The 17,224-nt window shown below is 71.4% G+C and carries 17 protein-coding genes; 6 read left to right on the top strand and 11 right to left on the bottom strand.

What is annotated here, in order from left to right; all coding sequences use genetic code 11:
* Positions 1–59 precede the first annotated feature (59 nt).
* A complete protein-coding gene (gene murQ / locus ACIBF7_RS11750; protein ID WP_364227465.1) occupies positions 60–959 on the bottom strand; it encodes an N-acetylmuramic acid 6-phosphate etherase in 900 nt (299 codons plus the stop codon).
* Between the two features lie 57 nt (positions 960–1,016).
* Between murQ and ACIBF7_RS11745 the strand changes: the two genes are divergently transcribed.
* The gene (locus ACIBF7_RS11745; protein ID WP_397197054.1) at positions 1,017–2,129 is read left to right on the top strand and encodes an exo-beta-N-acetylmuramidase NamZ domain-containing protein; all 1,113 of its coding nucleotides are present in this window, start codon (positions 1,017–1,019) and stop codon (positions 2,127–2,129) included.
* 2 nt (positions 2,130–2,131) lie between these two features.
* Here ACIBF7_RS11745 and ACIBF7_RS11740 read toward each other — a convergent pair whose 3' ends face one another.
* From ACIBF7_RS11740 to ACIBF7_RS11705, 8 genes are all read right to left on the bottom strand, one after another.
* Positions 2,132–3,043 carry a GNAT family N-acetyltransferase gene (locus ACIBF7_RS11740; RefSeq protein ID WP_397197053.1) on the bottom strand — a complete coding sequence of 304 codons (912 nt, stop codon included), beginning with the start codon at positions 3,041–3,043 and terminating at the stop codon, positions 2,132–2,134.
* Between the two features lies 1 nt (position 3,044).
* On the bottom strand, positions 3,045–4,055 hold the full coding sequence (locus ACIBF7_RS11735) for an ABC transporter ATP-binding protein (RefSeq protein ID WP_148032505.1): 1,011 nt from the start codon (positions 4,053–4,055) through the stop codon (positions 3,045–3,047).
* On the bottom strand, positions 4,052–5,038 hold the full coding sequence (locus ACIBF7_RS11730) for an ABC transporter ATP-binding protein (RefSeq protein WP_261808645.1): 987 nt from the start codon (positions 5,036–5,038) through the stop codon (positions 4,052–4,054). Before ACIBF7_RS11730 ends, ACIBF7_RS11735 begins: the two co-directional genes overlap by 4 nt.
* Positions 5,039–5,040: 2 nt before the next feature.
* Positions 5,041–5,943 carry an ABC transporter permease gene (locus ACIBF7_RS11725; RefSeq protein ID WP_261808644.1) on the bottom strand — a complete coding sequence of 301 codons (903 nt, stop codon included), beginning with the start codon at positions 5,941–5,943 and terminating at the stop codon, positions 5,041–5,043.
* Entirely contained in the window at positions 5,940–6,950 is a 1,011-nt protein-coding gene (locus ACIBF7_RS11720; protein WP_148032504.1) for an ABC transporter permease, read from the bottom strand. Before ACIBF7_RS11720 ends, ACIBF7_RS11725 begins: the two co-directional genes overlap by 4 nt.
* Positions 6,951–6,952: 2 nt before the next feature.
* Complete coding sequence (locus tag ACIBF7_RS11715; protein WP_271276482.1) at positions 6,953–8,776, bottom strand: ABC transporter substrate-binding protein; 1,824 nt, start codon at positions 8,774–8,776, stop codon at positions 6,953–6,955.
* Between the two features lie 163 nt (positions 8,777–8,939).
* Positions 8,940–9,863, bottom strand: a complete 924-nt coding sequence (locus ACIBF7_RS11710) for a zinc-dependent alcohol dehydrogenase family protein (protein ID WP_378583837.1) — start codon at positions 9,861–9,863, stop codon at positions 8,940–8,942.
* Positions 9,864–9,897: 34 nt separating this feature from the next.
* Positions 9,898–11,109 carry a M20 family metallopeptidase gene (locus tag ACIBF7_RS11705; protein WP_148032501.1) on the bottom strand — a complete coding sequence of 404 codons (1,212 nt, stop codon included), beginning with the start codon at positions 11,107–11,109 and terminating at the stop codon, positions 9,898–9,900.
* A 100-nt stretch (positions 11,110–11,209) separates the two neighbouring features.
* Between ACIBF7_RS11705 and ACIBF7_RS11700 the strand changes: the two genes are divergently transcribed.
* Both ACIBF7_RS11700 and ACIBF7_RS11695 read left to right on the top strand, forming a co-directional pair.
* Positions 11,210–11,965 carry an HAD-IIA family hydrolase gene (locus ACIBF7_RS11700; protein WP_219544626.1) on the top strand — a complete coding sequence of 252 codons (756 nt, stop codon included), beginning with the start codon at positions 11,210–11,212 and terminating at the stop codon, positions 11,963–11,965.
* 26 nt (positions 11,966–11,991) lie between these two features.
* Positions 11,992–12,615, top strand: a complete 624-nt coding sequence (locus tag ACIBF7_RS11695; protein WP_148034703.1) for a globin — start codon at positions 11,992–11,994, stop codon at positions 12,613–12,615.
* Here the strand turns inward: ACIBF7_RS11695 and ACIBF7_RS11690 are convergent.
* The gene (locus tag ACIBF7_RS11690) at positions 12,578–13,078 is read right to left on the bottom strand and encodes an NUDIX domain-containing protein (RefSeq protein ID WP_148032499.1); all 501 of its coding nucleotides are present in this window, start codon (positions 13,076–13,078) and stop codon (positions 12,578–12,580) included. The genes ACIBF7_RS11695 and ACIBF7_RS11690 overlap by 38 nt on opposite strands.
* Before the next feature lie 81 nt (positions 13,079–13,159).
* Between ACIBF7_RS11690 and ACIBF7_RS11685 the strand changes: the two genes are divergently transcribed.
* The 3 genes from ACIBF7_RS11685 to ACIBF7_RS11675 all read left to right on the top strand — a co-directional run bounded on the left by ACIBF7_RS11685 (position 13,160) and on the right by ACIBF7_RS11675 (position 16,704).
* Positions 13,160–14,083, top strand: a complete 924-nt coding sequence (locus ACIBF7_RS11685; protein WP_148032498.1) for an acyl-ACP desaturase — start codon at positions 13,160–13,162, stop codon at positions 14,081–14,083.
* Positions 14,084–14,107: 24 nt separating this feature from the next.
* Positions 14,108–16,087: an AarF/ABC1/UbiB kinase family protein gene (locus ACIBF7_RS11680; RefSeq protein ID WP_271276479.1), complete on the top strand. Its 1,980-nt coding sequence runs from the start codon at positions 14,108–14,110 to the stop codon at positions 16,085–16,087.
* 83 nt (positions 16,088–16,170) lie between these two features.
* The gene (locus ACIBF7_RS11675) at positions 16,171–16,704 is read left to right on the top strand and encodes an NADPH-dependent FMN reductase (RefSeq protein WP_397197052.1); all 534 of its coding nucleotides are present in this window, start codon (positions 16,171–16,173) and stop codon (positions 16,702–16,704) included.
* On the opposite strand, the gene arfB is transcribed toward ACIBF7_RS11675, so the two are convergent.
* On the bottom strand, positions 16,705–17,112 hold the full coding sequence (arfB, locus tag ACIBF7_RS11670; RefSeq protein WP_148032495.1) for an alternative ribosome rescue aminoacyl-tRNA hydrolase ArfB: 408 nt from the start codon (positions 17,110–17,112) through the stop codon (positions 16,705–16,707).
* Between the last annotated feature and the right edge of the window lie 112 nt (positions 17,113–17,224).

Raw genomic sequence — 17,224 nt, 5'->3', positions numbered from 1 at the left:
CTAGCCCCCCGTACGTCGAATGAACCCAAACCCAGGACCCCCGAGTCGACAGATCCCCGTCAGCCGCTCAGCGCGTCGCTGAGCCGCTCCCCGTGGGAACGCAGCAGCGCGCGGGCGCCCTCCGCGTCCAGCTTGTGCCTGATCATCAGCACCGCCACCTTGGCCTGCCCGCCCGCCTCGGCCAGCGCCCGGCCGGCCGCCTCGTGGCCGGCCCCGGTGATGTCGCTGACCATGCGCACCGCGCGCGAGGCCAGCTTGCTGTTCATCGCCGACATCTCGATCATCTGGTTGCCGTACGTGCGGCCGAGCCGGACCATCGAGATCGTCGAGATCATGTTGAGCACCAGCTTCTGGGCCGTACCCGCCTTGAGCCGGGTGGAGCCCGTCACCACCTCGGGGCCCACCACGACCTCGATCGGGTGCTCGGCGGCGGCCGACAGCGGCGCGCCCTCGTTGCACGACAGGCTGACGGTGAGCGCCTCCCGGCGGCCCGCCTCCGCCAGCGCCCCCAGCACGAAAGGGGCGCGCCCGCTGGCCGAGACGCCCACCACCGAGTCGAGGGGGCCCACTTCCAGCTCCGCCAGGGCGGCGGCGCCCGCGTCCGCGTCGTCCTCGGCGCCCTCGACCGAGCGGGTGAGCGCTTCATGACCGCCCGCGATGACGCCCTGGACCAGCTCCGGGTCGGTGCCGAAGGTCGGCGGGCACTCGGACGCGTCCAGCACGGCCAGCCGGCCCGACGTGCCCGCGCCGACGTACAGCAGCCTGCCGCCCTTGCTCATCCGCTCGGAGATCGCGTCGATCGCGTCGGAGATGGCCGGGATGGCGAGGGCCACGGCCGCCGGCACCGCGGCGTCGGCCTCGTTCATCAGTCGGGCGATCTGCAGCGTCGGCAGCCGGTCGATCTGGCTGTAACGGGGATCGCTCTGCTCGGTGGACGGCTCTGGTAGCGGATCAATCATGACGCTAATTTCCACCCTCTACTTCTCTCTTGTAAATATCTTTCAGACAATGGGTTCATGTCATACGTACGCACCGGAGCCGAACGGCTGGCCGCGGATCCGTCGCTGGCCGGCGGGACGCGCCTCGGCCTCATCACCAACCCCACCGGGGTCCTGCCCGATCTGACCCCCACCGCCGACGCGCTGCTGGCTGCCGGAGTGCCGCTGACGGCGCTGTTCGGCCCCGAGCACGGCGTCCGCGGCACCGCGCAGGCCGGCTTCAGCGAGGGCGACGCGGTGGACGCCAGGACCGGGCTGCCGGTCCACGACACGCACAAGACCGAGGGCGAGGCGCTGGACGAGCTGGTGGAGCGCTCCGGCGTGGACACGCTGGTGTTCGACATCGCGGACGTGGGCGCCCGCTTCTACACCTACATCTGGACGATGTACGACCTGCTCGCCTCGGCCGCCCGGCTGGGCCTGCGGTTCGTCGTGCTGGACCGGCCGAACCCGCTCGGCGGGACCGTCACCGAGGGCCCGCCGCTCGACCCGGCGTTCGCCAGCTTCGTGGGCCGCTTCCCGCTGCCGCTGCGCCACGGCAGGACCGCGGGGGAGCTGGCCACGCTGTTCGGCTTCGACGCCGACCTGCGCGTGGTGACCATGGAGGGCTGGCGGCGCGACATGACGTTCGCGGCCACCGGCCTGCCCTGGGTGATGCCGTCGGTCAACATGCCCACCCCCGACACCGCGCTCGTCTACCCGGGGACCGGGCTGTTCGAGGGCACGAACTTCTCCGAGGGCCGCGGCACCACCCGGCCCTTCGAGCTCGTCGGCGCCCCCTACGCCGACGAGCGGTTCGCCCCCGCGCTGGCCGCGCTCGGCCTGCCCGGCGTGCGGTTCAGGGAGACGTGGTTCACGCCCACCTTCCACAAGCACGCCGGCCTCCCGGTACGGGGAGTTCAGCTGCACGTGCACGACCCGGAGGCGTTCCGGCCGGTGCTGACCGGGGTGAGCATGCTGCACGTGGCGCGCACGCTCTACCCGGGGCACCTGGAGTGGCGGGGGCCGGAGCAGTTCATGGACCACCTGTGGGGGTCCGGCAGCCTGACCAGGTGCCTGGACGCCGGGGAGGATCCGCGCGGCCTGTGCGCCGAGCCCGCTCCCCCTGACGGACCTCTCCTCTACGGCTGACTTCACGCCAGTTCGCGCCCGTACAGCCAGAAGACGCGCTCGGCGCGGGCGCCGACGGCGCGCGCGTAGAACCGCAGCGGGCCGACCCAGCCGATCTGGGCGGTCCGCTGCCCGGCCGCCCGCATGTCGGCCAGGCAGAGCCGGAGCAGCACCCGGCCCAGGCCGGTGCCGCGGGCCTCGGGCGCGGTGCCCATCGGCCCGAACCAGGACGGGCGGGTGCCCCAGGCGGCGAAGGCCAGCACGCGGCCGTCGCGCTCGGCGTAGTGCAGGCCGGAGGCGTTGACGGCCTCCCAGGCCCAGGCGTCGTTCCAGTGCTCACGGGCGAACTCCGCCACCCGCTCCCGGTCGCCGCCGGCCGCGCGGACCTCGATGCCGATCTTGGCCAGGCGCTCCACGTCGGCCCGCACGTCCAGGTCGGTGTCCAGGTCCGCGGTCATGTTCCAGGCCGTGCGGTCGAGCTCGTAGCCGAGGCTCTCGGCCAGGCAGGCGGCGGGCGTGTACCGCACGTCGATGCCGGGCCAGGCGTAGCAGGGCGGGTTCCCGGCCAGGCGGACCCGGCGGGCGCCCTGGCCGCGCAGCCACTCCTCGGCCGCGCGCAGCAGCGCCCGGCCGCCGCCCAGGCCCTGGTGATCGGGGTGTACGGCGAGGAGGTCGACGTGGCCGACGGCCGGGTCCGCGGTGGACATCGACGCCATGGCGAGGCCGCCGCCGGTCACCAGCGCGGCCCAGCGGCGGTTGGCCGGCGGCGCGGCCAGCCTCTCCACCAGCGCCCCGGCCTCTTCCGCGTCATGGACGAGCGCCGCCCGCGCCACCTCGGCGGCCCGCGCCAGATCGGCGCCGCGCAGCTTGCGCAGCACCCGGACCTCCCCCGTCTCTCCGGGTGGGGGTGTGGGGACGGTGGGGTGGGAGGTCACCTCACACCTCGCTCATCGGGCGGGCCACGACACTGCGCCGCTCCGGGTAGAAGCAGGCGTGCTCCTGCGGGATGCCCTCCGTCACCTGCAGCAGGGGGCGCTCGTCCGCGCAGCGCTCGCCGCGGAACGGGCAGCGCGGCGCGAACAGGCAGCCCGACTCGTCCTGCCCGGCCTCCATCGACTCCACCGGCGTCACCGGCTGCTCGCCGGGCCGCTCCAGGCCGTGCAGCACCGGGATCGCCGACAGCAGCGACTGCGTGTACGGATGCACCGGGTCGGCGATCACCGTGTCCACCGGCCCCCGCTCCACGACCTGACCCCGGTAGATCACGTACAGCTCGCCGTCGTCGCCGATGTAGCGCGAGGTGGCCACGTCGTGGGTGATGAACAGCACCGCCACCCCGAGCCGCTCGCGCAGGTCCTTCAGCAGCGCCAGGATGCCCAGCCGGAGCGAGACGTCGATCATCGACACGGCCTCGTCGGCGACCAGCATCTCCGGGTCCACGGTCAGCGCCCGCGCGATGACCACGCGCTGCCGCATGCCGCCCGACAGCTGATGCGGATAGCGGGCCAGCACGCTGGCCGGGTCGAGCCCGACCATCGACAGCACCTCGGCGGCCCGCTCCTCGATCCACGCCTTGGACCGGCCGGTCTGCTTGGCGCGCAGGGTCAGCGGGGCGTTCAGCGTCTGGTGGATGGTGCGGGTCGGGTTCAGCGCCGAGTACGGGTCCTGGTGGATCAGCTGGATCTTGCGGAAGTGCGGCTGGCGCTGCTTGGGCTTCAGCGACGACATGGGCACGCCGTCGAGCGTCAGCTCGCCCTCGTCGTAGGTCTCCAGGCCGGCGATGATCCGGCCCAGCGTCGTCTTGCCGCACCCGGACTCGCCGATGAACGAGGCCGCGCCGCCCTTGGGGATGGCGAAGTCCACCCCGCGCAGCGCCCGCACCTCGCGTGCGCCGAGCACGTTGCCGCGCTGCTTGAAGGTCTTGACGATGCCTTCTCCGGTGATCACGCGTGTTCCCTCACCTTCACCGCGTGGCAGGCCACGATCCGGTCCCCGTGCGCGACGGCCGCGGGGTCGTCGGTGTCGCAGACGTCCATCCGCAGCTCGCACCGGTCCCTGAACACGCAGCCCCGCTCGGGCACGGTCGTCAGCGTCGGCGGCCGGCCGGGCAGCGCCCGCGCCTCGGCGATGTCGCCGGTCAGCCTGGGGATGGCCCTGATCAGGCCCTTGGTGTAGGGGTGGCGGGGGTCGCCGAGCACCTGCCTGGTCGGCCCCTGCTCGACCAGCCTGCCGCCGTACATGACCGCGAGCCGGTCGGCGACCTCGGCCACCACCCCGATGTCGTGGGTGATCACCAGCGTGGTGAGGCCGCGCTCGGCGTGCACCTCGCGGACGATCTTCAGGATGTTCGCCTGGGTGATCATGTCGAGCGCGGTGGTCGGCTCGTCCAGCACCACCAGGTGGGCGTTGAGCACCAGCGCCAGCATGATGCCGACGCGCTGGCGCATGCCGCCCGACAGCTCGTGCTGGTGCGAGTCGAGCACCCGCGCCCCGTCCAGGCCCATCCGGCCGAGCAGCTCCCTGGCGTCGCGGACCAGGCCGCGCAGGTCCTCCACGCCGTGCGAGCGGCCCAGGTCGAGCACCTGCTTGCCGACCGTCTTGAGCGGGTTGAGGGAGTTCTGGGCGGCCTGGAAGACGTACCCGACGTGCTTGCCGCGCGCCTTGCGCAGCTCCTCGCCGCGCAGCCCGACCACGTCGCCGAGCCCGTCGATGTCCACGCTGCCCGCCGCGATGCGGCCGGGCGGCTGCACCGCGTTCAGCAGCGACAGCGCCAGCGTCGACTTGCCCGAGCCGGACTCCCCGACGATGCCGGTGATCGTACCGGGCTCCAGCGTCAGCGCCACGTCCCGTACGGCGGGCAGCTCGCCCGCGGGTGTCTTGTAGACGACCGTCAGGCCGTCGATGCGCACTCCCGGCGCTTGTCCTGGCACTCCTACTCCTCACGCAGCCGGGGGTTGAAGATCTCGTCCATGGCGTCGACCACGAGCACGATGCCGAGCGTGAGCAGCAGGATCGCCAGCAGCGGCGCCAGCATGTACGGCAGCGCGGCGGTCGTGGTCAGCGCCCCGCCGCCGAACACGGACAGGTTGAGCATGACGCCCCAGTTGTCCGCCTCGTACGGGAGCACGCCCAGGAAGAACAGGCCCACCTGCGCGTACACGGCGCCGGTGACCGCGATGAGCATGTTCATCGCGATGTACGGGGCCATGCTCGGCAGCAGCTCCTTGCCCACGATGTGGGTGGTGGACAGGCCGAGCCCGCGTGCCGCCTCGATGAAGCCGCGCTCGCGCAGCGACAGCGTCTGCGAGCGCACCGCCCGCGCCACGCCGCCCCAGCCGAGCAGCCCCAGCAGCAGCCCCATCTCCAGCGCGCTGCCGAACGACCACACGGTGGAGAGCACGAGCAGCAGCGGCAGCCCGGGGATGGTCAGCTTCATGTCGGTCAGCCGCATGAGCACGGTGTCCCAGCGGCCCCGCTTGAAGCCGGAGAACAGCCCGATCGCGGTGCCGAGCACGACCGTGATCACCGCGGTGACCAGCGCGCTCAGCAGCACGTACCGGGAGCCGGTGATGACCTGGGCGAGCACGTCGCGGCCCTGCCCGTCGGTGCCGAACCAGTGCTCGGCGCTCATCGGCGCGTACAGCTGGCTCGTGTCGCGCGGCAGCACCTCGGGGTAGAACATCGGCCCGAACACGCCCATGAACGTGAAGCCGAGCACGATGACGGCGCCGACCAGGCGGCTGGGCTTGCGCTTCATCACCCGCCAGACGCCGCGCCAGAAGTTGCGGCGCATGGTCGCCGCCGTGCTGGTGGTCTCCAGGATCGCGCTGCTCACGCCGACGCCTCCTCACCGGAGCGGACCCGCGGGTCGATGACCGTGTAGAACAGGTCGGCCAGGATGTTGGCCACGATGATCGCCGCCGTGATCAGCAGGAACGCGCCGCCCATCAGTGCGTAGTCGCGGTTGACGACGCTGTCGATGAGCAGGAACCCGAGCCCCGGGTAGTTGAAGATCTTCTCGATGAAGATCGCGCCACCGAACAGCAGGCCGAGTGAGAGCGCCAGGATCGTGAACAGCGGCAGGATCGCGTTGCGCGCCACGTACCTGAAGATGATCGACCGCCGCATCCCGCGCAGCTCGGCCGCCAGGATGAAGTCGTCGCCCAGCACGGTGACCACGCTCGACTTCATGGCCAGGATCCAGCCTCCGTAGCTGGCCAGCGCGTACGTCACGACAGGCAGCGTGGCGTGCTCGATCAGCGAGCCGATGTAGCCGGCGTTGAACCCGGGCTCGAACAGGATGTCGGCGGTGCCGCCCTGCGGCAGGATCGGGATCAGCGTCGTGAAGATGGCGCCCATCAGCAGCGCCAGCACGTACTGCGGCACACCGTGCAGCAGCGAGCCGGAGATGGCCAGGAAGTCGCCGAGCTTGCCGGAGCGCTTGATGGCCGCGTACACGCCCATGATCACGCCCACCAGGAAGCTCAGCAGCGTGCCGGCCAGCACCGGTAGAACGGTCCACTTGGCGGCCTCGCCGAGCACCGAGGTCACGGGAGAGCCGGGGTGGGTGACGGACACGCCGAGGTCGAACCTGAACAGGCCCGCCATGTAGTCCGTGTACTGCTGCCACAGCGTGCCCTCGGGCAGGAACCCGTACATCACGGCCGTGGCGCGCTCGGCCGCCTCCGGCGACATGCCCTGCTCCAGCAGCTTCTGGTAGCGCGCCGCAACCGGGTCGCCGGGGATGTTGCGGACGATGAAGAAGCTGATCGTGGCGACGACGAGAATCATGACGATCCCGCGGGCCAGGTGGCCCGCGAGACGTCGTGCGATGACCGTCATGCCTACTGAGTCTTCTTGACCATGCCGAGCTGGATCCAGACTCCGGCGGGCAGGCGGAGCAGGTCGCTCTCCTGCTCGGGGAAGCCGGTGAACCGGCTCGTGTTGGTGAACTGGGTGTTCACGTAGTCCCACAGCTGGATGACCGGCAGGTCCTGGTTGGCGGCCTTGGCCAGCTGGAGCATGATCGGCTTGGCCTCCTCGGCGCTGACCGAGTTCAGCTTGCCGGTGAGCTCACCCGGGTTGATCTCGGTGCCGTCGACCTCGACCTTCTCCGCGCCGCCCATCCAGTTGCCGCTCTTGCCCGGCTCGGCGTGCTTGATCTTGCCGGCCACGTTGGTCCAGCCGTTGGAGGCGCCGTAGAGACGCTGGTAGATGTCGTACGGCGCGGGGCCGAGCGCGATCAGCCAGAAGCCGACGTCGTACTTGCCGGCCGCGATCTCCTCCAGGTACAGCGGGTAGTCGGCGACGGTGACGACCTCGGCGTCCACGCCCGCCTCGACGAGCTGGCCCTTGATGTTCTCCTGCGCGGAGATCCAGTCGGAGAAGCCGGACGGGGCGGTCATGGTGACCTTCCAGGGGCTGCCGTCGGCCAGCGCCCACTTGCCGTCCTTCTTCTGCAGCCCGGCGGCCTTGAACTCCTCCTCGGCCTTGGCCGGGTCGACGTTGTACGGCTCCAGGCTGTTCAGCTCGGCGCCCAGCCACTCCTGGGCCGGCTTCTGGTGGATGCCGGAGGTGGTCACCGCGGCGTTGCCGCCCTCGGGCGAGGCGACCTTGGTGACCTCGGCGCGGTCGATCAGGTAGGCCAGGCCGCGGCGCACGTGCACGTTGTCGTACGGCTTCTTGGTCTGGTTGAACGCCATGCCGACGGCCACCGGCGAGAAGCCCTTGATGATGTTGGTGCCGGGCGCCTGCTTGATCCGGTTCATCACGTCGGCCGGGGCGGCGGTGAAGCCCGCGTGGTCCAGCTTGCCGGAGATCAGGTAGTTCCAGATCTGCTCGTTACCGGTGTAGTTGAGGAACTTCACCTGGTCCGGGGCGACGTTGGCGGCGTTGTAGAACTCCTTGTTCTTCACCAGCAGCGCCTCGCCGGGGTTGACCCGCTCCAGGATGAAGGGGCCGGCGGAGACGTCCTTCTCGGGGGCGAAGGTGATGATCTTCTCGCCCAGGGCGGTGATCTCCTCGCGGGCCTTCTCGGCGTCCGCGCCCTCACCGCGCGAGGCCTTGAGCTTGTCCCAGAAGTCGGCCGGCAGCACGCTGCCCCAGATGTGCGCGGGGGCCACGAAGGTGTCGAGCACGCCGCGGGCGAACTTGCTGCTGGGGTTGGTCATGTCCTGCGTGACCTTGACCGTCTTGTCGTCGACGACCTCGACGTCGGCCGCCGCGCCCGCCGCGCCGGGGGTGATCGCGAAGGCGGTGCTGCCCTGCGTGTAGGCGATGCCGATGGACAGCCTGACGTCCTCGGCGGTCACCGGCTTGCCGTCGGACCACTTGTTGTTCGGCTGCAGCTTGATGGTGATCGCGGAGTTGTCCGGGGCGATCTCCCAGCTCTCGGCGATGCCCGGGTAGAACTGGTTCGGGTCGGTCAGGTGGTTCTTGACCCATGCGAGCTTCATCGCGTTGTACCCGAGGAAGGAGTTGCCCTTCGGGTTGTACGGGTTCGCGGGGCCGCTCGCGTCGATGCCCGGCCTGTTCACGTCGATCGTGGTGAAGAGCCCGCCGCCACCGCCGCCCGAAGAGGACTGATTGGTGGGGGTGCCGCTGCCACTGCACGCTGCTGTGACGGCGGTAAGGCCCAGCAACGCCACTACAGCTGCTAGTCGCTTCATGTACCGCTCCGGGGAAGTTCGGACCTGATGAGGATCTGTGGGATTGACCGGACCCTACGGTCAGGCGGTGAGTGCGTCAATAATCTCCAGTGGTTGTGAGGCTAATGTAACTTTCCTTCATGGGTGCTCGTGACGGCGTTTGTCTCCACAGGCCTCGGGCTCGTCAGCCCACGAGAATGACGGCGGCGCCCTTGACCCGGTCGCGCGCGATGTCCGAGAGCGCCCTGCCGGCCTCTTCGAACGTGTATGCCACGCTACTGACCTGCGGCGGGTGCTCGCGCACGAGCTCCAGGTACGCGCGCCCGTCCGCCCGGGTGTTGGCCGTGACGCTGCGCAGCGTCCGCTCCCGGAAGAGATGGCGGTCGTAGTCAAGCGGCGGGATGTCGCTCAGGTGGATCCCGGCGACGGCGAGCGTGCCGCCCCGGTCCAGCGCCTCCATCGCGGGCGGCACCAGGTCGCCGACCGGCGCGAACAGGATGGCCGAGTCGAGCGGCTCGGGCGGCCGGTCCCCGGCCGAGGCCGCGCCCAGTTCGAGCGCCAGCTCCCGGTGACGGGCGGCGCGGGTGACCACGTGCACGACCGCGCCCATGGCGATGGCCGCCTGCGCGGTCAGATGGGCCGACGCGCCGAACCCGTAGATGCCCAGCCGCCCGCCCTCGGGCAGGTCGCTGCGGAGCAGTGCGCGGTAGCCGATGATGCCCGCGCACAGCAGCGGCGCCAGCCGCTCGGCCGGCACGTCGTCAGGCAGCGGGTAGACGTAGTCGCGCGGCGCCGTCAGGTAGTCGGCGAAGCCGCCGTCGGCGTCCCAGCCCGTGTACGTGGACTCCGGGCACAGGTTCTCCACGCCGCGCCGGCAGTAGCGGCACCTCCCGCAGGTCGAGCGCAGCCAGGCCACCCCGACCCGCTCCCCGTCGCTCCCGTCGGGCCGCACCACCCGCCCGACCACCTGGTGGCCGGGCGTGGTCAGCGGCCGGTGGGGCGGCAGGTCGCCCTCGGCCAGGTGGAGGTCGGTGCGGCAGGCGCCGCACACCTCCACCCGCACCAGCACCTCGCCCGGGCCCGGCTCGGGCATCGGGCGCTCCACCATGACCAGCGGCCGGGACGCGATCGGCCCCGGCCGGTCAACCGCCCAGGCCCGCATCGGCCGCCGCCAGGCGCCTGTGGGCCAGCGAGGCGTACAGGGCCGCCCCGTCGGGCAGCACGGAGTCGTCGAACAGCGCCTCGGGGGAGTGGTTGTAGGGCGCGGTCGCCGGGTCGCGGCCGGGCGGGCAGGCGCCCAGGAACACGAACGTCCCCGGCACCTCCTGCAGCACGTACGAGAAGTCCTCCGACCCCATGGCCGGATTCGGCGCGACGACGTAGCGGCCGGGACCGAACAGCTCGTCCACCGCGGCGCCCGCGAACGCCGCCTCGGCGGCGTCGTTGACCGTCACCGGATAGCCCATGCGGATCGACGCCTCCACCTTCAGGTCGTGCGCCGCCGCGATGGACTCCACCACCTCGACCAGGCGCCGCTTGGCCAGGGCCCGGTTGCCCGCGCTGAACGTCCGGACCGTCGCCTCGAATCTTGCCTCGTCCGGGATGACGTTGTCGGCCGACCCGCCGTGGAAGCTGCCGACGGTCACCACCACCGGGTCGAACGCGTCGAACGTCCGGGTGACCATGGTCTGCATCGCCGTCACCATCTCGCACCCGGCCTGGATCGGGTCACGCGCCAGGTGCGGGGTGGAACCGTGCCCGCCGCGCCCCTTCACCGTGGCCTCGAACACGTCGGCCGCCGACATGATCGGCCCCGGCCGCGAGGCGAACACGCCCGCCGGCAGGATCGAGGAGACGACATGCATCCCGTACGCGGCCACCGGCCGGTCGCCGGCGGCGTCCAGCACCCCCTCCTCGATCATGTGCCTGGCGCCGTGCTGCCCCTCCTCGCCCGGCTGGAACATGAAGATCACATCTCCGGCCAGCTCCTCGCGGCGCGCGCTCAGCAGGTGCGCCGCGCCCGCCAGCATGGTCGTGTGCAGGTCGTGCCCGCACGCGTGCATCCGTCCCTCGACCTGGGAGATGTACGGCAGGTCGTTGCGCTCGGCGACGGGCAGCGCGTCCATGTCGCCGCGCAGCAGCACGGCCGGTCCCGGCCGGCCGCCCCGCAGGACGGCGGTCACCGAGCTGAGCGCCTTGCCCAGGGTGATCTCCAGGGGCAGTCCGTCGAGGGCCGCCAGCACTTTCTCCTGGGTACGGGGCAGCGTCAGGCCGATCTCCGGCGTGGTGTGCAGCGAGTGGCGCAGCCGGACGAGCTCGTCCCGCATGTCCTGTGCGGCTTCGGTGAACGACATGAGTCACATTCTTCATGCACCGGTGGAGAAGTCGATATGCCGCACTCGCTAGGATGATCCGGTGACCGAGCGTAAGCGGATCGACTTCTGGCTGTCCGACATGGACGGGGTCCTGGTGCACGAAGGGCGGCCGGTGCCCGGCGCCGACACCTTCATCAAGCGGCTCAGCGACTCCTCCAAGCGGTTCCGGGTGCTGACCAACAACTCCATCTACACCCGGCGCGACCTGTCGGTGCGGCTGGCCGCGGCCGGGCTCGACGTGCCCGCCGAGTCCATCTACACCTCCGCGCTGGCCACCGCCCAGTTCCTGGACGACCAGCGGCCCGGCGGCTCCGCCTACGTCATCGGCGAGGCCGGGCTGACCACCGCCCTGCACGGAGCCGGTTACGTGCTCACCGACCTCGACCCCGACTACGTCGTGCTGGGCGAGACCCGCACCTACAGCTTCACCCAGATCACCCGCGCGATCAGGCTCATCGAGGGCGGCGCCCGGTTCATCGCCACCAACCCGGACCCGATCGGCCCGTCCACCGAGGGGTCGCTGCCCGCCTGCGGCGCCGTCGCGGCCATGATCACTCGCGCCACCGGGGTGCAGCCGTACTTCGTCGGCAAGCCCAACCCGCGGATGATGCGCAGCGCGCTCAACGAGATCGGCGGCCACAGCGAGACCACCGCGATGATCGGCGACCGGATGGACACCGACATCGTGTGCGGCATGGAGGCCGGGCTGTTCACCATCCTCGTGCTGACCGGCGTCACCCAGCGTCACGAGGTCGACCGCTTCCCCTTCCGTCCGTCGCTCATCGTCGACTCGGTCGCCGACCTCGTCGATCTGGTGGAACCTGCCGGAGACTGACAGGTATGGGTGGCAGGCTTGCCGCCATGACCCGGATCTACCTGGAAGAAGGGCCGAAGAAGGTCTTCGCCTGCTCGTTCGCCTGGCCCGGCTGGTGCCGTGTGGCCAAGGGCGGGGAGGCCGCGATCGACCGGCTGATGGAGTACGCCCCGCGCTACCGCGTGATCGCCGAGCGGGCCGGCCTGGCCTTCGACCCCGGCGAGCCCGAGGTCGTCGCCCGCGTGCGCGGCGGCACGACGACCGACTTCGGCGCTCCCGAGACCGTCCCGGAGCAGGACCTGGAACCGGTCGGCGAGGAGACCGCCCGGCGCGAGGTGGCGCTGCTGCGGGCCGCCTGGGAGCTCTTCGACGAGGTCGCGGGGGAGTCGCCGGAAGAGCTGCGCAAGGGGCCGCGCGGCGGCGGGCGCGACCTGACCAAGATGGTGAACCACCTGCAGGACTCCGAGCGCGCCTACGCCCGGCAGGTCGGGGTGCGCCACAAGCCCTACCGGTCACGCGCCGACGTGGACGCGCTCCGCGCCGAGCTGGCCGAGGTGCTCTCGCGCCCGTGGCGGCCGCCGGTGGAGACCGCCTGGCCGCCCGCCTACGCCCGGCGCCGCCTCGCCTGGCACGTCATCGACCATCTGTGGGAGATCGAGGACCGTCGCTGACGGCCGCGCCGGCGGGGGGACGATCCTCGATGAGCCGGGGCAGCGCCTCGATGTGGCCGGACAGATAGGCGGCCACCGCCTCGGGGACCACGTGGCGGGAGGTGATCTCCTCGCGCTCCAGCGGCAGCCGCTCCACCTCGTAGACGCCCCGGCCCGGGTCGTCGAGCTCGGGCCCGTGGCGCAGCGCGGGGTCCATCGCCACCAGGCGGCACCCGTACACGTGCTGGGTCTTCACCCCGCCCTCCCACGGATAGCTGACCGTGGTCAGCGGCGTCACGGCCGAGACCGTCGCGCCCAGCTCCTCCAGCAGCTCGCGGCGGAGGGTGTGTTCGAGCGTGGCGTCGCCGGGCTCGACGTGACCGCCGGGCACCGACCAGTAGACGGCGCGGCCCGGCACCGTGCGGCGGAAGATCACCAGGTGCTCGTCGTCGTCGAGGAGCAGGCCCCGGACGCTGGGTCGCATGAGGACACCATATTTCACCTGGGCGTCCCTGGGGTACCCTAACCTACGGTGCCGTAACCTTGAGGAGGAGAGGATCCCTTCATGCCGATGACGCAGACGCAACTGCTCCACGAGCTCGAGCCGATCGTGGCAGGTGAGCTCGACCGCCACGAGAAGATGGCCAAGGAGTGGTTCCCCCACGAGTACGTTCCGTGGAGCGAGGGGCGCGACTTCGACGGCCCCTACGGTGGTGAGGCCTGGCAGGAGGGCGACTCCAAGCTGCCCGAGCCGGCCCGCGTGTCGCTCATCGTCAACCTCCTGACCGAGGACAACCTGCCCAGCTACCACCACGAGATCGCCACCACCTTCGGCCGCGACGGCGCCTGGGGCACGTGGGTGCACCGCTGGACGGCAGAGGAGGATCGCCACGGCACCGCGATCCGCGACTACCTGACCGTGACCCGCGCCGTCGACCCGGTCAAGCTGGAGCGCGCCCGCATGGCCCACATGCAGAGCGGCTTCATGACCGACTACGGCACGATGCTGCAGCAGCTCGCCTACGTCTCCTTCCAGGAGCTGGCGACCCGCATCGCGCACCGCAACACCGGCACGGCCTCCGGCGACGAGGGCTGCGAGCGCCTGCTCGCCCGCATCGCCGCCGACGAGAACCTCCACATGCTCTTCTACCGCAACCTGCTCAAGGCGGCCTTCGAGCTCGACCCCGACCAGACCATGCGGGCCGTCACCGACGTGGTGACCACCTTCCAGATGCCCGGCTCCAACATCGCCGGCTTCACCCGCATGGCGATGACCATCGCCCACGAGGGCATCTACGACCTGCGCCTCCACCTCGACGACGTGCTCATGCCGGTGCTGCGGCAGTGGTCCGTGTTCGACAAGACCGGCCTCGGCCCCGAGGGCGAGCGGGCCCGCGAGGAGCTGTCGGAGTTCCTGCAGAGGACCGACGAGACGGCCGCCCGGTTCGTCGCCCGCCGCGAGGAGCGCAGGGCCCGAGCCAGAGGCTGATCCAGCATGGGATGATTCGTCCCCATGGATCTCCCCGTCACGCTCGTCGTCGCGGTCGTCACGATCGTCATGGTGATCGCGCTGGCCGCGGCCGCCCAGCGTCTGCTCGGCGTCCGGTTCGGCGCGGTGCGCACCTTCCTGGCGGCCCTCCTGGCGTTCTCGCTGGCCGGGCCGCTGACCACGCCGATCCTGAGCCCTTTTCCGCAGATGGACGGCACGCGGGACGTGGGCCTCGGCCCGCTGTGGGTGCTGATCCTGGTCGTGATGTGCATCGTGCTCATCCCGATGGTCATCCTGGTCGTCGCCGAGGCGCTGGTGCCCACGGGGTCGATCCCCGGGCCGCTGGAGCTGGTCAGGTCGCTGCGCGGCCGGTTGTCGCGGGCCAGGCGCTACTCCGAGATCACCCGGATCGCCGTCAGGCACGGGCTCGGCCCGTACCTGCGCGGGCGCGGCGACCGGCCGGAGGACCACACCGGCGCCGTGCGGCTGGCCCGCTCGCTGCGGCTCGCGCTCGACGACGGCGGCGTCACCTTCGTCAAGCTGGGGCAGGTGCTGTCGACCCGGCGCGACCTGCTGCCGCCCGAGTTCATCGAGGAGCTGGGCCGGCTGCAGGACCAGGTGGCGGCCGAGCCGTGGGAGCTCGTCGAGCCGGTGCTCCGCGCCGAGCTGGGCGGGCCCGTCGAGGAGGTGTTCGCCGCCTTCGACCGCACGCCGCTCGCCGCCGCCTCGATCGCGCAGGCCTACACCGCCCGGCTGCGCACCGGCGAGGACGTCGTGGTCAAGGTGCGGCGGCCGGGCATCGGCCGCACCGTGGCCAGGGATCTCGACATCGTCCGCCGCCTGGCCGTCACCCTGGAGTCACGCACCCGGTGGGGTCGCGGGCTCGGCGTGCGCGACCTGGCCGAGGGGTTCGCGGTGGCGATCAGGGAAGAGCTGGACTTCCGCGTCGAGGCCGCCAACATGGCCGCCGTCGCCGCCTCCGACGGCGGCGGCGTCACCTATCCCACCCCGGTCGGCGCGCTTTGCACCGAGCGGGTCCTGGTCATGCAGCGCCTGGTCGGCAAGCCCGTCACCGCCGCCACCCCCGAGCAGGGCCCCCGCCTGGCCCGCGACCTGCTCGACTGCCTGCTGCGGCAGATTCTCGTCGAGGGCGTCTTCCACGCCGATCCGCATCCGGGCAACCTCATGCTGCTCGACGACGGCACGCTGGGCCTGCTCGACTTCGGCTCCGTCGGCCGCCTCGACGCCTCCGCCCGCGCCGCGCTGCAGCGCTTCCTGCTCGCCATGAACCGGCAGGACCCGCTCGCGGTGACCGACGCCCTGCTGGAGGTGGTGCCCAGGCCGGAGGACATCGACGAGCCGGCGCTGGAGCGGGCGCTCGGCCAGTTCATGGCCAAGCACCTGGGGCCGGGCCTCGACAGCGTGCGGATGTTCACCGACCTGTTCAAGATCGTCTCTTCGTACGGGCTCTCGATCCCGCCCGAGGTGGCCGCCGTCTTCAGGGCGCTGGCGACGCTGGAGGGCACGCTGGTGCGGCTCTCACCCGGCTTCGACCTGATGAGCGAGGCCCGCGCCTTCGCCGGCCGCTACCTGTCCGAGCAGTTCGACGGCGGCAACCTCAAGGAGGCGGCCGCGCAGGAGCTGGCCGCCCTGCTGCCGATGCTGCGCCGCCTGCCGCGGCGCGTGGAGCGCATCGCCAGCGCCGCCGAGCACGGCAGGCTCGGCCTCAACGTCCGGCTGCTGGCCGACGAGCGCGACCGCGGCTTCCTGACCGGGCTGCTGCACCAGGTGCTGCTCACCGTGCTCGGCGCGACCGCCGGGCTGATGGCCGTCATCCTGCTCGGCGTCGACGGCGGGCCGGTGGCCAGCGAGGAGCTCGGCATGACGCTGTTCCAGCTCATCGGCTACAACCTGCTGGTGATCAGCGCCGTGCTCGTCCTGCGCGTGCTGATTCTGATCTTCCGCCGCCCCCGGGACACTCCGGCGAAACGTACATCCTCTTGACTTAGGGATGGTCTTGGACAACCACGGCATCGGGCAGGTTTCTGACCCATCAGCCGTACACAAGACCCCTTGGGGAGCAGTGGGTGAAAATCATCGGGATCGCCGCCAGCCTCCACGCGGGTTCGTACGTCAACCGGCTCCTCGACGCCATCCGCTGCGAACTGCCGCCGGGCGCCGATCTCGAGGCGTGGCCCCGCCTGCACGAGGTGCCCCCGCACGAGCCGGGACCGGCCCCTTCGGTGGTCCGCGAGCTGCTCGCGCTGGTGGGGGAGTCGGACGCGCTGGTGCTCACCGCGCCCGAGCACAGCCTGCTGCCGGTGGAGCTGGAGTACGCGCTCGGCTGGATGGCGCGGGCCGGCGTGCTGGACGGCAAGCACGTGGCCGTCATGTGCGCCAGCGCCCGCGCGTGCGGCGCCATGTGGGCGCAGGCCGAGCTGTACAAGGAGCTGCTGGGCGCGGGGGCGGTGGCCGTCGGGTCCGAGCTGGTGATCTCGCCCGTGTGCCCGCACTTCGACGACGACGGCCGGCTCTGGGCCCGCGACCTGCGCGCCCAGGTGTGCGAGACGGTCGGGCAGCTGTGCCAGGCGCACCTGCGCGAACCGGTGCTGTCGGTCTGATCAGAGATCGCGGCGCAGCCGCTTCACCTCGGAGCGCTGCTTCTTGCCCGCCAGGCGGCGCTCGACCGAGCCGCGGGTCGGCTTGGTGGGGCGCCTGCGCTTGGGCGGCGGCGCGATGGCCTCACGGATCCGCTGGGCCAGCCGCTGCTGCGCGGCCTCCCTGTTGCGGAGCTGGGAACGGTGTTCGGAGGCGGCGATCGTGATCGTCGGCGAGCCGAGCCGCTCCAGGGCGCGGGCCTTCAGCGCGGGCGGCAGCGCCGTGCTGGACGCCACGTCGAAGGTCAGCTCCACCCGGCTGTCGGTGGTGTTGACCCCCTGCCCGCCCGGGCCCGAGGACCGGGAGAAACGCCAGACGAGCTCGGCGTCGGGGATGACGACCGAGTCGTTGACGACCAGCGTGGCGGGCATGACGATCCTTCCTCTGTGCACGGTCAACGTATAGACGGGCGGGAGTGCCGGGCAACGACATTTCCTGTCATACCCCCAACACCCCCGGTATGTGCGTGATTCCGCGGGGTTG

Origin of the sequence: Nonomuraea sp. NPDC050478 (genome assembly GCF_044458265.1) — a bacterium.
GTDB lineage: Bacteria > Actinomycetota > Actinomycetes > Streptosporangiales > Streptosporangiaceae > Nonomuraea > Nonomuraea ferruginea.
The sequence above is the reverse complement of the archived record's forward strand: the minus strand, read 5'-3'. Positions and strand labels throughout refer to the sequence as shown.

Bases quoted from the DNA above. Each gene is read 5' to 3' on its own strand.
- murQ (WP_364227465.1), bottom strand. From the start codon at position 959: ATGATTGATCCGCTACCAGAGCCGTCCACCGAGCAGAGCGATCCCCGT.
- ACIBF7_RS11745 (WP_397197054.1), top strand. From the start codon at position 1,017: ATGTCATACGTACGCACCGGAGCCGAACGGCTGGCCGCGGATCCGTCG.
- ACIBF7_RS11720 (WP_148032504.1), bottom strand. From the start codon at position 6,950: ATGACGGTCATCGCACGACGTCTCGCGGGCCACCTGGCCCGCGGGATC.
- ACIBF7_RS11715 (WP_271276482.1), bottom strand. From the start codon at position 8,776: ATGAAGCGACTAGCAGCTGTAGTGGCGTTGCTGGGCCTTACCGCCGTC.
- ACIBF7_RS11710 (WP_378583837.1), bottom strand. From the start codon at position 9,863: ATGGTGGAGCGCCCGATGCCCGAGCCGGGCCCGGGCGAGGTGCTGGTG.
- ACIBF7_RS11705 (WP_148032501.1), bottom strand. From the start codon at position 11,109: ATGTCGTTCACCGAAGCCGCACAGGACATGCGGGACGAGCTCGTCCGG.
- ACIBF7_RS11700 (WP_219544626.1), top strand. From the start codon at position 11,210: ATGGACGGGGTCCTGGTGCACGAAGGGCGGCCGGTGCCCGGCGCCGAC.
- ACIBF7_RS11695 (WP_148034703.1), top strand. From the start codon at position 11,992: ATGACCCGGATCTACCTGGAAGAAGGGCCGAAGAAGGTCTTCGCCTGC.
- ACIBF7_RS11690 (WP_148032499.1), bottom strand. From the start codon at position 13,078: ATGCGACCCAGCGTCCGGGGCCTGCTCCTCGACGACGACGAGCACCTG.
- ACIBF7_RS11685 (WP_148032498.1), top strand. From the start codon at position 13,160: ATGCCGATGACGCAGACGCAACTGCTCCACGAGCTCGAGCCGATCGTG.
- ACIBF7_RS11680 (WP_271276479.1), top strand. From the start codon at position 14,108: ATGGATCTCCCCGTCACGCTCGTCGTCGCGGTCGTCACGATCGTCATG.
- arfB (WP_148032495.1), bottom strand. From the start codon at position 17,112: ATGCCCGCCACGCTGGTCGTCAACGACTCGGTCGTCATCCCCGACGCC.